General features: G+C 31.7%; 13 protein-coding genes. 4 read left to right on the top strand and 9 right to left on the bottom strand.

What is annotated here, in order from left to right; genetic code table 11:
* Positions 1–2: 2 nt before the first annotated feature.
* From DG508_RS12340 to DG508_RS12350, 3 genes are all read left to right on the top strand, one after another.
* Entirely contained in the window at positions 3–893 is an 891-nt protein-coding gene (locus DG508_RS12340) for an alpha/beta fold hydrolase (RefSeq protein ID WP_108868433.1), read from the top strand.
* 9 nt (positions 894–902) lie between these two features.
* Complete coding sequence (locus DG508_RS12345) at positions 903–1,628, top strand: DUF6733 family protein (RefSeq protein WP_108868434.1); 726 nt, start codon at positions 903–905, stop codon at positions 1,626–1,628.
* 457 nt (positions 1,629–2,085) lie between these two features.
* Positions 2,086–3,552 carry a CoA-acylating methylmalonate-semialdehyde dehydrogenase gene (locus tag DG508_RS12350; protein WP_103864194.1) on the top strand — a complete coding sequence of 489 codons (1,467 nt, stop codon included), beginning with the start codon at positions 2,086–2,088 and terminating at the stop codon, positions 3,550–3,552.
* Positions 3,553–3,757: 205 nt separating this feature from the next.
* On the opposite strand, the gene DG508_RS12355 is transcribed toward DG508_RS12350, so the two are convergent.
* The 4 genes from DG508_RS12355 to clpB all read right to left on the bottom strand — a co-directional run bounded on the left by DG508_RS12355 (position 3,758) and on the right by clpB (position 9,483).
* A complete protein-coding gene (locus DG508_RS12355) occupies positions 3,758–5,164 on the bottom strand; it encodes an FAD-dependent oxidoreductase (RefSeq protein ID WP_108868435.1) in 1,407 nt (468 codons plus the stop codon).
* A 115-nt stretch (positions 5,165–5,279) separates the two neighbouring features.
* On the bottom strand, positions 5,280–5,663 hold the full coding sequence (locus DG508_RS12360; RefSeq protein ID WP_108868436.1) for a DoxX family protein: 384 nt from the start codon (positions 5,661–5,663) through the stop codon (positions 5,280–5,282).
* A gap of 28 nt (positions 5,664–5,691) precedes the next feature.
* Complete coding sequence (trxA, locus tag DG508_RS12365; protein ID WP_108868437.1) at positions 5,692–6,015, bottom strand: thioredoxin; 324 nt, start codon at positions 6,013–6,015, stop codon at positions 5,692–5,694.
* 867 nt (positions 6,016–6,882) lie between these two features.
* On the bottom strand, positions 6,883–9,483 hold the full coding sequence (gene clpB / locus DG508_RS12370; protein WP_108868438.1) for an ATP-dependent chaperone ClpB: 2,601 nt from the start codon (positions 9,481–9,483) through the stop codon (positions 6,883–6,885).
* Between the two features lie 204 nt (positions 9,484–9,687).
* On the opposite strand from clpB, the gene ytxJ reads away from it, so the two are divergent.
* Positions 9,688–10,083 (top strand): bacillithiol system redox-active protein YtxJ, encoded by a 396-nt coding sequence (ytxJ, locus tag DG508_RS12375; RefSeq protein WP_108868439.1) that lies wholly within the window; start codon positions 9,688–9,690, stop codon positions 10,081–10,083.
* Position 10,084: 1 nt separating this feature from the next.
* Here the strand turns inward: ytxJ and DG508_RS12380 are convergent, their stop codons facing one another.
* From DG508_RS12380 to fahA, 5 genes are all read right to left on the bottom strand, one after another.
* Complete coding sequence (locus DG508_RS12380) at positions 10,085–10,525, bottom strand: group III truncated hemoglobin (protein ID WP_108868440.1); 441 nt, start codon at positions 10,523–10,525, stop codon at positions 10,085–10,087.
* A gap of 71 nt (positions 10,526–10,596) precedes the next feature.
* Complete coding sequence (locus DG508_RS12385; RefSeq protein ID WP_103864191.1) at positions 10,597–10,878, bottom strand: hypothetical protein; 282 nt, start codon at positions 10,876–10,878, stop codon at positions 10,597–10,599.
* A gap of 88 nt (positions 10,879–10,966) precedes the next feature.
* Positions 10,967–11,566 carry a Crp/Fnr family transcriptional regulator gene (locus tag DG508_RS12390; protein ID WP_108868441.1) on the bottom strand — a complete coding sequence of 200 codons (600 nt, stop codon included), beginning with the start codon at positions 11,564–11,566 and terminating at the stop codon, positions 10,967–10,969.
* A 64-nt stretch (positions 11,567–11,630) separates the two neighbouring features.
* The gene (locus DG508_RS12395; RefSeq protein ID WP_108868442.1) at positions 11,631–12,815 is read right to left on the bottom strand and encodes a hypothetical protein; all 1,185 of its coding nucleotides are present in this window, start codon (positions 12,813–12,815) and stop codon (positions 11,631–11,633) included.
* A gap of 109 nt (positions 12,816–12,924) precedes the next feature.
* Positions 12,925–14,205 (bottom strand): fumarylacetoacetase, encoded by a 1,281-nt coding sequence (gene fahA, locus DG508_RS12400; RefSeq protein ID WP_108868443.1) that lies wholly within the window; start codon positions 14,203–14,205, stop codon positions 12,925–12,927.
* Positions 14,206–14,355 lie beyond the last annotated feature (150 nt).

The raw sequence follows: 14,355 nt of genomic DNA on the forward strand, positions 1-14,355 counted from the left end.
GTATGGAAACAGTAGCATATACCGAAAAAATTATCGAAATCGATGGTTTTAGAATTGCTATAAAAATATGGGGGGACCAAAGTGGTACCCCTGTATTAGCAATACACGGATGGTTAGATAATGCAAACTCTTTTGATAAATTAATACCACTGTTATCAAATGATATATGCATTGTTGCTATAGATCTGGCAGGACATGGTTGGTCAGATCACAGAACTCAGGATACATCTTATTATTTATGGGATTATGCCGTAGATGCACTCAAGGTTATAGAAAAACTAGGATGGAAAAAGTGTATTATTCTGGCGCATTCTATGGGAACAGGAGTAGCATCTATTATTGCAGGAGCAATGCCAAATAAAGTTACCAAGCTAATATTTATAGATGGATTGGGGGCACCTTTTGTGGTAGAAGAGGAAAATATTGTTACAGAATTCAGAAAATCTGTACAACAGCTAAAAATGGCAAGAAAAACAAAATTATATGGTTTTTCTGACCCCGATGTTGGGTACTTCAAAACAAAAGAAGAAGCTGTGCATGATAGAATGGATAATGTAATAGGTAAAATATCTTATGATGCTTCTCTGTGTTTGGTAGAACGATCATTAATAAAAGTATCACAGGGGTACAGATGGCGATTTGACCCTAGGATTGTATTGTCTGAGTGTTATAGAATGACAGAGCAACAGGCACAATTGTTTATCAAGAATATACAATGTGAAACTCTTATCGTATTGGGTAAACAAGGATTGTTTGCTGATGGAATGTATACTTCGCGAATCAAGCAGTTCAAAAATGCAACAGTGCATCAAATAGATGGAGGACACCATTTACACCTAGAAGAAGCTTATAGGCCAATATCAACATATATAAATCAATTTTTAAAAATATAAACTTCGGTCATGAAAAAAATCATAATCACACTATGTATACTAGTATTGTCTACATATGTTATAGAAGCACAAGAAAAAGAAAAGAAGAAAGCAACTTTTGCTACTCAGATTCTGCATAATAGTGTTGCAGGATTTTACCCTATCTTCTTTGGTAATTTTGAAACCAATAAAAGCTATGATATTACTATATATAGCATCTTTTGGACAAACCCTTCTTTTGGAAATTTAGATTCAGGAAGCGACCTGTTGCTAGAAACAGGAGTAGGTTTAGGGTTTAAAATGTTTAATAAGAAATTGTATCTCAATCCATCTATGGGAATTTCTCATGGTAAGTTTTCATCCAATAGCGAAGGAACAAAAATAGCAGAAGGGTTAGTACCTAATCTATTTGTAGCTTACAATGATGGCCTTTTTGATTTTGAAGGATATATCGCTTATTATAAATCATTGCGAGAAGATGATGATATCGTAACCAAAGATTATTTATTAAACTGGGCGGCGCCAGGAATACAAGTAAGTGATAGGATTGTATTGGGAGCTTTCTATGAATCTTTTGGTATAACACGACAAGAAGATGCATCAGGAAGTGTAAAAATTTATCAATGGCTGGGTGGTTCAGTAAAAATGAAATTTGATAAAGGTATATCTTTTAGAATATCGGCTGGAGCAACATTGACTACAGATGTAGGAACCTCGGATGAATTTTATAAAGTAGCCGCTTTTATTCCGCTCTAAATAAGAAAATATTCAAAAGAAATAATAAGATAAAAAAAGCCTTTTGAAAAAATAGGAGGAATGGAAGTAGTAGAAACACTAGCTTATCGGTAAAGTCATGATAATTGTAGAAAGTACACGATATGATATTGTGATAAACAAGTAATCTTTTATTAGATACTTATTTTAAGTAAAACACATTGCCATTTTATTAAGTAAGAGGTTGTCTAGAAAGGAATATTGATTTTTATGTATTAAATCTTTGTTTTGAAGTCTTTTAATCAAGTGTTATATTATAAAAGAGATTTCTACAAAGAGGATAGACTTATATCATTTTTACAAGAAATAAGTATACTATTATGTAAATTGTATTGAATCAATACATTGCTTTTCTAGAGACCTCTTATCTATTTATAAATCAGGATAGATAAGTTTTAGAAGATAAACCCGTTATTCTCATAAACAATATTATTTAGCTATGAAATTAGTACAAGACCAACTTACTGTTCAGAATTTTATTAATGGAGATTTTGAACAACATCAAGAAGCATCTATTGATGTAATAAGCCCTCTGGATGGGGGCAGTATATCTAGAGTACCCATATCCACCAAGAAACAATTAGATAAAGCTGTTAAATCGGCCTCTACAGCATTTGTAAAATGGTCACAATTAACATTGAAAGAGAGAGTTCAGGTATTTTTTAGATATAGAAACCTATTGGAAGAAAATATAGAAGAATTATCTAATCTTATTCGGTTAGAAAACGGAAAAACTTTTGGTGAAGCAAAGGCAGAGGTTGAAAAAGGAATAGAACTCTGTGAATTTGCAGTTTCGCTCCCACAAATTGTATGTAATGAAATACAAGAAGTAAGTAAAGGGGTAGCGTGTAAGATAGAAAAAAAACCACTGGGAGTTGTAGCTTCTATAACTCCTTTTAATTTTCCTAATATGGTACCTCACTGGACAATCCCAAATGCTTTGGTATTAGGAAATACAATGATTATGAAACCATCAGAGCAAGTTCCTCTAAGTGTAATGAAAATAGCTCAATTACTTAAAGAAGCAGGCTTACCTCAAGGTGTTTTTAATGTTATTAATGGAAGTAAAGAAGTGGTAGAATCAATTTGTGATCACCCCGATATCAAAGCAGTAACGTTTGTAGGATCTACTACGGTAGCTAAAATAGTATACCAAAAAGCAACTTCAAATCTTAAACGCTGTCTAGCTTTAGGAGGAGCAAAAAATCATTTGATTGTATTGCCTGATGCTAATACAGAAATGACAGCATCCAATGTAGTCGCTTCTATGTCTGGTTGTGCAGGGCAACGATGTATGGCAGCCTCTGTAATGGTAGGGGTTGATAAAATAGATCATATCATTGATAAAATGGTAGAAGAAGCAAAGGCAATTATTCCTGGAGAAAACTTAGGTACAGTGATTAGTGCAGAAGCCAAAGAACGTATTGAGCGGTATATAACAGAAGCAGAACAAGCAGGGGCCAATGTCATTCTAGATGGAAGAAATGTAGTTGTCAAAGGTGGGGAGACTGGTTTTTATGTAGGTCCAACTATTTTAGATCATGTAACAACAGATATGTCTGTAGCCAAAGAAGAAATATTTGGTCCAGTTATTAGTATTATCAGAGCAAAAGATCTTGATCAGGCGATCAAAATAGAGAATGGCTCTAATTATGGTAATGCGGCTGCGGTTTTTACGCAAAATGGAGGGTTAGCAAAGCAGGTAATAGAAAGAGCGAGTGCAGGAATGGTGGGGGTTAATATTGGAGTTCCTGTGCCAAGAGAGCCTTTTTCTTTTGGAGGTTGGAATGAATCAAAATTTGGAGTGGGCGACATCACAGGGAAAAGCTCGATTGAATTTTGGACACAAAGTAAAAAAACTACTACCAAATGGAATAAAGAAGATAAAACTAATTGGATGAGTTAACTCTTGATTTCAATAATATAAAAGCTATCGAAGTTTATTTTATTTTAAATTTATAAAAACTTCGATAGCTTATTTTATCTTATAATTACTAATTTATAAATGATAGATTCGTATTAAATTCATCTAGCAAGATTATACTTTTTAGTAGAAATTTTTCTAGTGATGTTTTTTTGAATAATTTATTAAAAAACTATCGGAGTTTATTTTATTTTAAATAATTTCTAATCCCGTAACTAGCTAACACACCTTCTCCTGTTGCAGCTGCTACTTGTGCAATAGCTCCCTCTCTACAATCACCTGCTGCAAAAATTCCTTTTATAGATGTTTCAGCCAAAGCTGTTGTTTGAATAAATCCTCTATCATCTAAATCTACAACTTTTTTAAAAGAAGTTGTATTCGGAATTAAACCAATAAAAATAAAAACACCATCAGCAGCAATATCAAGTTCTTTATTGGTCTCGTTATCTCTAACTTTTAAAGCTTTAAATAATTTGTTTTCTCCTGAAATAAATTCAATAGATGTTTTATTCATATAGGTAGTAATATTATCGATAGAAGAGAGTTTTTCGATATAAGTTTTAGAAGCTTTAAATTCCTTTGATTTATTAATAATCTTAACGCTTTTACAGAATCCTGCTAAAAAAATACCTTCCTCTAACGCTGAATTTCCGCCACCAATAACAATAATATCTTTATCTCTATAAAAAGCACCATCACAAGTAGCGCAAAAATGAATTCCTGAACCTATTAATTCTTCTTCGTTAGGAATACCTAACTTTCGATAAGTAGAACCAGTTGATAATACGACTGATTTTCCAAGAAAGGTGGAACTTTTTGTTTTTATTGAGAAAATATCATCTTGTTTTTCAATAGCAATAACTTCTTCACCAGTTTTAATAGTTGCTCCATATGTTTTTGCTTGCTCTTCCATTTTTTCCATTAATTCTGGTCCAGAAATAGATTGAAACCCTGGATAGTTTTCAATTTTCTCAGTTAAAAAAGCATTACCTCCAATAGTAGATTTCTCTAAAATTAAAGTATCAAAACGATCTCTTTGTGTATAGATAGAAGTTGTTAACCCAGCAGCTCCACCTCCAATAATAATGGTGTCAAAGATTTTATGCTCTTTTTCAATAGCAATAGAAAGAAGCGCCGTTAGTTTTGCATTATCAGGATTTGTATATGAGATATCATCAATTAAAATAGTTGGAATAATTCTTTTTCCATTATTTATTAGTTCCACTTTTTGTGTTGCCCATTCATGCTCATCAACATCAATAAACTCAAAATTAATTCCATTATCTCTTAAAAAACTTTTTGATCTTCTGCAATCGGGACACCAATCGGCTCCAAATAATTGTACCCGACCAGTTTGATTTATTCCCAACACAGATGCTAATTCAGCATTGTCAGGATTTGTATATGATTTGTTTTTAATTATAAGGGTTGGAATGATACGTTTTCCATTATTTATCATTTCTACTTTTGATGTTGCTTCTTTATCTATATCGACATCTATATAAGCATAATCAATGTCGTTTTCTTTTAGATACGTTTTAGCTCTTCTACAGTCTGGACACCAGTCGGCTCCATAAAGGGTTATTATATTCATTTAATATGTTTATGGATTAGATTCCTTTTCTATAAGATACTGTTTTTTTTATGAAAAAGAACGGAATATGTAATATTCCATTCTTTTATATAATGACTTTTATTTATATTATTAATTACTTAGTAGCTTTTTCATTTAATGCTAATCCGCTTAATGTTGATAATAAAGTAATATGTATCATTATATTCATCCAATTACCTGAAGGAATATGAACTAACACCAAGGCCATGAGCATTATAAATGCTAAAAAAGAATAAGAATAAAACACTTTTTTATTTATAATAAGTAAAATACCAGCAATTAATTCTAATAGAGCTATAATGGCTCCTAAAATGTAAGTTCCTGTTTCACCTAAAAAAGCAAGTCCACTGCTTTGTAAAAATGCAGCCATGTTGTTTAAACCAACACCACCTAAAAAACCTTCGATAAATTTCTCAAGACCTCCCCAAATAAAAAGGATTCCAAAACCAATTCTAATAATTAAATTTCCGTTGTTCATGTTCTTATTTTTTTTAGTTAATTATTTTTTATATTGTCGCTTTGTATTGATTAATTTTTTCGTCCAACTCTTTTTCTGTTTGCAAACCAGTAATGTTCTCTTTCACTTCACCATTTTGAATAAAAAATAAAGCTGGAATATTACGAATTGAAAATTTTTGAGACAATTCACGATTCTTATCTACGTTAACCTTTGCGATTATAAAATCTGATTTGTACTTAATAGTCAATTTTTCTAAAATTGGAAGTAAGGTTTGGCAAGGAGCACACCATTCTGCATAAAAATCAAGCAATACAGGCTTATCTCTATTTATAATTTCTTTATATTCTTCGATATTATTTATTTCTTTCATTAGGGTACATTTTTAAACATGATTAATATTTTCTTTCTATAAAGAGCAAGATTTTTTTTATGTTACAGGCTGTGTGTTAAAGGAAAATTAACAGCTGTAATTGGCTCTTCTCTGCATTTTAAGAGAACGTCAAAAAACTAGTTAAAGAGTTACTTGAATAATCTACTTAGTTTATAAATAGAACCACTCCAAATGTGTCATTTAATTGATTAAAGATTTCTTAGGGGCGACCTGTTCTTTTGCTAGTACTTGAATTTCTGTAGTTATTTCTATTTTATATTGTTTTAGTTTCTAATTAATTAACAATACAAAGATGATGAGGTTATACGTGATTTTTCTAGACGATTATTCCTAATCTATTGTCAGTATTTCCTTTTTAATATGACATTCTAGAATAATTAAGAGAAATATCTTATTGATTTTAAAAAAAAACGGTTAAAATATTGAATATCAATAAATCCAATTTCAAAAACTAATTTTAGATATTGTTTTATTTGAATACGTTAATAAACGATGTACCTCCAATAACAATCTGTTTTAGATACATTGAAGAGAGGATTTAGTGGTAATTTTTTAAAATAAGTAAAGAAAGGGGCTTAGGGAAATTATTCATGAGGTTAGTATTTTCCCTGAGACTGTGGAATTCTTTGAAGTGCTTTTCTACTAAAAAATAAATTCTCGTATTATCTGAATATTGGTATAAGTTTGAGAACAACCCTTTATTTATTTTTTTTAAACTATAATTTTTCTGCAAATTAAAGGTGTATAGATAAGGTATTAATTTGGGTTTCATGTAGTATAAGGTATTATGTTATTTTTTGTAAAAAAGGCGATTGTTTTTTAATTAAATCGCCTTTTATTCATTTTTCAAGAAACTAAATTCTCTTGATTTCTAAATACCAGATTTGCATCAAATTCATCCAATAAGATGACACTTTCTGTAGAAACATTACCAGCAAGAATTTCTTTAGATAATTTGTTTAAAACTTCCTTTTGAATGGTTCGTTTTACGGGTCTTGCTCCAAATTCTGGTTGAAACCCTTTTTCAGATAGGTATACAATAGCCTGTTCTGTCGCATCCAGAGTAATGTGTTGCTCTGCCAACATTTTAGAAACGTGTTGCAACTGTAGTTTCACAATTTCGTGTATGTTGGCTTTTGTAAGAGGAGAAAACATGATGATATCATCTATCCTGTTTAAAAACTCGGGCCGTACAGATTGTTTTAGAATGGCAAGGACATCAACTTTGGCGGCTTCCATTGCAGAATCCATATTTTTGATAGTTTCAAATTTTTCTTGTATGATATGACTCCCCATATTACTGGTCATGATAATAATAGTATTTCTAAAGTCTGCAACTCTACCCTTATTATCAGTTAGTCTACCTTCATCCAATACTTGTAATAAAACATTGAATGTATCTGGGTGTGCTTTTTCGATTTCATCCAATAGCACTACAGAATATGGTTTTCTTCTCACGGCTTCTGTCAATTGTCCTCCTTCATCATACCCTACATATCCAGGAGGTGCGCCTACTAATCTACTCACAGCATGTCGTTCCTGGTATTCGCTCATGTCTATTCGAGTCATGGCGCTTTCATCATTAAACAAATACTCGGCTAGCGCTTTTGCAAGTTCGGTTTTACCAACTCCAGTGGTTCCTAGAAATAAGAAAGATCCTATTGGTTTTTTTTGATCTTGCAATCCAGCTCTACTTCTTCGTACAGCATCACTTACTGCCTGTATCGCTTCTATTTGTCCTACTACTCGTTTTTGAAGCTCTTCTTCTAGAACAAGTAGTTTTTCACGTTCGCTTTGTAGCATTTTGGTAACAGGTATACCAGTCCATTTAGCAACTACTTCTGCAATATCATCATTGGTCACTTCTTCTTTAATAAGAGACGATTTACTTTGTTGTTGATCTAGTTGCTCTTGTAATTGATCTAGGTGTTCCTGTGATTCTTTTATTTTACCATAACGTAATTCAGCAACTTTTCCATAATCACCATTTCGTTCAGCACGTTCAGCTTCAAGTTTATACTCTTCTATATTTGTTTTTGCATTTTGTATGGCATCTACAACTTCTTTTTCGCTTTGCCATTTTGAGAAGATCTCATTACGGTCTTCTTTTATATTGGCAAGATCAGCATTAAGAGTTTTTAGTTTAACTTCATCATCTTCTCTTTTTATAGCTTCGATCTCGATTTCTAGTTGCATAATTTTTCTATCTAATACATCTAGTTCCTCTGGTTTAGAATTAATTTCCATTCTTAACTTGGAGGCAGCCTCATCCATTAAATCAATCGCTTTATCGGGCAAGAATCTATTAGTTATATAACGCTGAGATAGTTCTACTGCGGCTATAATAGCTTCATCTTTTATTCGTACTTTATGATGTACTTCATACTTCTCTTTGATTCCTCTTAAAATTGAAATAGCACTTTCTGTATCAGGTTCATCGATGGTTACTCTCTGAAAACGTCTTTCTAATGCTTTATCTTTTTCAAAATATTTTTGATATTCATCTAATGTTGTGGCTCCAATAGCTCTTAGTTCTCCTCTTGCTAGCGCAGGTTTTAGAATATTTGCAGCATCCATTGCACCTTGACCACCTCCAGCACCGACTAAGGTGTGGATTTCATCAATAAATAATACAATATCCCCATCACTTGTAGTAACTTCTTTTACTACAGCTTTAAGGCGCTCTTCAAATTCTCCTTTGAATTTGGCTCCTGCAATCAAGGCTCCCATATCTAAAGAAAAAATTTGTTTGTCTTTAAGGTTCTCTGGGATATCTCCTGAAATAATTCTATGAGCCAATCCTTCTGCGATAGCTGTTTTACCAACACCAGGTTCACCTACTAGCATTGGATTGTTTTTGGTACGACGAGAAAGGATTTGTAATACCCTTCTTATTTCTTCATCACGACCGATTACAGGGTCTAGTTTACCATTTTCCGCCATTTCATTAAGATTTTTGGCGTATTTATTTAATACCTGATATGTTTCTTCGGCACTTTGTGATGTTACACGTTCTCCTTTTCTAATCTCATTAATAGCTTCAGTAAGATGTTTTTCTGTAACCCCTTGATCTTTTAATATTTGAGCTATTTTGCTTTTTGATTTAAAAATAGCAATAACTAGATGTTCTATAGATACATACTCATCATTCATCTTTTTGGCAATGATACTGGCCTCATTCAATGATTTACCTGCTTCTCTAGATAGTTGTAGCTCTCCCCCTGTTACTTTAGGAAAACTTTCTAAAGTACTATCAAGAACTTGTTGTAGAAGGTTGATGTTTACATTTAATTTTTTAAGTAAAAAAGGAAGTACATTTTCATCAACAGTAAAAATAGCTTTAAATATATGCTCATTTTCTATTTGTTGATGACCGAAACTCTGTGTAAGCTGTTGCGCTTGTTGTATCGCTTCTTGTGATTTTATAGTGAAATTATTAAAATTCATTTCTTTTATTTTAGGTTTTACAACAAGGGATCAAATAATATTCCTAGTTTATAAAAGTGTCAAAATGTCTTATTTAGTAATGGGTTTTAGTGACTTTTTGTCTTGATGTAAAGTTACGAGTTTTACAACGACCAATAGGTGGCTATAGTCAATTATTAAAAATCATTTGACTAAGTTTGTAATCATTAAGCATATAGAAAAAAAATGGGAATATTTAATAAATTATTTGGATCAGAAGAAAAAACACCAAAAGAAGAAAAACAAGCTTTGCCTTGGCAGGTGCTTAATTCGGTTTCTCAGTTAAATGCCATAAAAAAGGCTTCAAAAAATAAGACGCAAGCAATCTTTAAGCACTCTACTCGATGTGGAATTAGCAGAATGGTAATGCGTAATTTTGAAAATAGTTTTGATATAGAAAATGATAAAATAGATTTGTATTACCTAGACTTGCTAAATCATAGAGATGTATCTTCTGAGGTATCTGCAAAGTTTCAGGTTTTTCATGAATCGCCACAATTTATCGTTATAAAAAATGGAGTTACGGTACATCATTCTTCGCATAGTATGATTACACCACAGGTATTACATCAGTTTATTTAGATTAAATTTTGTCTTTTTCGTTTAAAAAAGGACATGTTATTTTCTGAGTTACTCTAGATTCATACATTTTTATATAAAGATGGGTTGACATTTTTCTAGCTCTTCTTTTAGCTGTTTCTGCCTTTTCACCATAAAATAATGTATCTAGGGTTTCTATCCATAAATTGAGCCATATACCAAAGTGATTTTGATTGATTGTGCCATTAAATACTCGATCTACAATTTGATGTACTTTGATCGGATTACCTTTATATTTTATGGTAAAAAGAAGATTGGTTTCCCAGAAATCGATTAGTTTTTCTATATGAGTATCCCAATTACTAATCATATGATTAAAGATTGGACCAAGTGATTCCTCATTTCTGACTTTTATATAAAATTGAGTTACAAGAGTTTTAATGTCATTTCTATTTTGGATATCATTTTTGATAGTTGTTTTCATAGATATAAAGATAGGAACCGATATTCTGGTGTATAGTTAGTTTTTGAATCTTTTATTAATGAATTAATTCATTAATAAAATGTCATGTTTAAAACTACAAGTATCGTATTTATTATTAGGCTAAATAGTAATAGATTCAAGATGAATTTTGGTTTCATTTGCGCTAAAATAGAAGCATTAAAAACCATACATGCAATTACACAAACAGATAACTGTATCACTTGAAAAATAGATCTTTCTTGCATCAAAATATACATTGCAGCAATAGAACCTAAACAACTGGAAAGAATAATCATTAATGGAATGTATGCCATATACATTTCCTTGAAATCTTTTAATAGCTTTGAGTACATAAGCTTGAATTTTAAGTTTACTCAAAGATATTTCAAGGACAGGCCTTCATTTTATGATCTTAATCATAAAGTAAGAAGAATGTGTGCTCTAGCGATACACTTTTCTATTTTTGATAGAAAGTTCTCCTTTTTGCTCTAATTTTTTGATACTTCGTATTACAGTTTCTACTCGTAATCCAGTAAGATCAGCAAGTTGTTGCCTGGTAAGTTCTACTTTGTAGCTTAACGAATCTGTTTTATCTGTTGTGTTATTTTTTTTGAAGTAATCCAAAATTCTAAGAATACGGTGTTCTGGTTCTTGTGTTGATATTTCTGATACCATTATCGCTTTGTAGTACAAACGTAAAGCGAGTGTACTGGTAAATTTGTGGTGAATTTCTGGGTTTTCTTCTAAAAGTTTTAAGAATTTATCTTTTGGAAGTTGCCAAACTTTAGAGTCAATAATAGCTTCAGCATTGGCAGGGTAGGTGAAATCTGCAAAGAGGGGAGGTTCACCAAAGCTTTTTCCTTTAGCAAAAATCCCCTGAATATATTCTTTTCCTTCTTGATTATAGTTGTTCATCTTGATCTCTCCTTGATCCACCTGATAATAATACCTAGCAATAGCATCTTCATAAAAGAGGACCTCTCCTCGTTTATAGTTTTTTAATATGGCTCCTGCATCTCGTAATTTTTTTGGATTGATCATCGCAAAATTTTCTGGTATAAGTAAGTTTTCATGAGTGCCTTATATTATTATAAGGTGACCAATATTATTTAAAACGATAATTTGTAATAATATTTTTTAATTTATTTTTTATATCCTCTCCAGAATCATAAACCATTTGTTCATTTGAAGGAAACTGTACTGCTCTTGCTCCTAGATATCCCAATAAACTATCATCTAGTGCGCGTTTATCTCCATTGTAATTGGCATAAATATGTTGAAAAACATGTTCGCTCGCTATCGGAAAAGCATCTAGAAGCTGATTTGTTCTCAGGTTTTTGTATAGCACATTACCAATAACATTTACAGCTTTGAATTGAGTAAATTCATAATATTCACAATGTACTGTTACCATTTTATCTACTTTGACTTTTTCTCCTTTATCATCAACTACAATTTCATCATTTTCATCAAGTAGATATTCCCATCCATCTTTAACCAATTTTTCTTTCTGTAATTGGCGTTCTTTAATTTGTTCTGGTGATATGTTGATTTCTCTTAAATCTACTTCCATAGCATAGTCATATTTGATAGCACGTTGTGGTCGACTATGATATACTGTCCATAGATTATTTAACCCATATGTACCAAAATTAAGTAAATCACTTTCTAATCTTCTAGGAATAATTACATTGGTGTTGTTTCTCATAGTTACCCTTACAAAATCAGTTCCCTTTTTGTGGGCTTCTTTTATCATTTCTACTGTATTTTTGTAATTAGGAGTAACCTTATCAAGGTATATAAGATCCTCATATACTGCTCTGTATTCTTTTTTTCTTTTGGCAGTTGCTAGTAAGTTTTTGGCATTACTATACAGGTATTCAGAAAGTTTATCTTTGGTACTTATAATTTTTTGATCATAATTACGCATATAAAAATCAGCATTACGTCCTTCTTCGATAAGATAGAGAGGTAATAATGGTTTTATACGTTCTTGTCTATCTCTGAGAGTAAGGTATGAGTTATAGATACGTTCTAGGTTTGCTGGATTTCCTTCTTTTTCTAGATAAGTAATAGCATTATGATCTCTATCTATAACTTTTGCATATGCTTGTTCGAGCATATTTATATATGGCTGTTTACCTTTTTTGTTTTTGTTTGTTTTGAGTTTATTTAAGGCAATATTTATTGCTTGATCATAATCACCTGTATTAAGTGCTTTTTCGGTCTTTTTGACGCTACTACAAGACGAAACGATGATTGTAAAAGATATAAGTAGTAGTTTTTTCATATCACTGATATTTTGATTTGGGTATTGAAAACAACTTTGATGCCAAAAGATAATAAAAAACCTCGAAAGTGATTTTTTCGAGGTTTAATAAAACTAAATATTTTATATTTTATTTTTTGAATACTGGAAGTAGTTTTGTCGATACCTCTCCAAATCCAATACGTACTCCTCCTTTTTCACAATGCCCTCTCATAATTACGGTATCATTATCATCAATAAACTTGCGACTGCCTCCTTCTTTAAGAGGTAATGGTTTTTCTCCTCTCCAGCTTAATTCTAGCATAGATCCATATGAATCGGGCGTAGGGCCAGATAAGGTTCCACTACCCATCATATCTCCAGAATTAACGGGGCATCCATTTATAGTATGGTGTGTAAGTTGCTGTGCCATGTTCCAGTACATATATTTGAAATTACTTTTGGCTACAACTGTTTCTACTGATTTTTCTGGTTGAATAGCAACCTCTAAATTGATATCAAAACTCTTTTTTCCTTCGTATTGAAGGTAAGGAAGTTGTTCTTTTAAAGGTTTAGGGCCTTCCGTACGATATGGTTCTAGCGCATCCATTGTTACAATCCATGGTGATATTGAGGATGCAAAATTCTTTCCTAGAAAAGGACCTAGTGGAACATATTCCCATTTTTGAATATCACGAGCACTCCAATCATTAAATAATACCATACCAAATATGTAGTCTTCTGCTTCTTCTAGAGGGATTGGTTCTCCTAATTGGTTAGCATCTGTAGTTATAAATGCCATTTCAAGTTCAAAATCTACTAATCTTGATGGTCCGAAAATTGGTTCTGATGCACCATTTGTAAGTTTTTGACCTTGTGGGCGATGTACAGGAATACCAGATGGAATAATAGAGCTACTTCGACCATGATATCCAACAGGCATATGTAGCCAGTTTGGTAACAGAGCATTATCTGGGTCTCTAAACATTTTACCAACGTTGGTAGCATGCTCTATACTACTATAGAAATCAGTATAATCTCCAATTCTAACAGGAAGTTGCATTTCAATTTCATCTAGAGAAAATAAAACTTCCTGCCTGTGTTTTTCGTTATTTTTTAATGCATTATTTTTAGCATCAAAAATTTCAGCAATTCTGTTACGTACAAGCCTCCATGTTTTTTTTCCATCAGAAATAAAATCATTTAGAGAGTCTTGTAAAAAAATATCATCAGTCAATGGGATTTCTTCAAAATACCCTAATTGATGAAGAGCTCCCAGATCAATTGCTGTATCACCAATTCGAGTGCCAATGGTTATTATATCATCCCGAGTCAAGAATACACCAAATGGTATATTTTGTATAGGGAAATCTGTATTAAGAGGTGTCTCAATCCAAGTTTTTCTATCTGGATAATTTGCAGTTATGGGCATTTATAGTATGTTTAATAAGTTGTCGTAAATCTTATGATCAAATATATAATTTTAGAATGATTATAGGTTTTTAATTTTGTGAAAAAAAATTAAAATAATATACAACTATCTAATTATCGTTGTTTTATTGTCAAATAGATTACTTATTTA

Origin of the sequence: Aquimarina aquimarini, from assembly GCF_900299535.1 — a bacterium.
Classification (GTDB): domain Bacteria; phylum Bacteroidota; class Bacteroidia; order Flavobacteriales; family Flavobacteriaceae; genus Aquimarina; species Aquimarina aquimarini.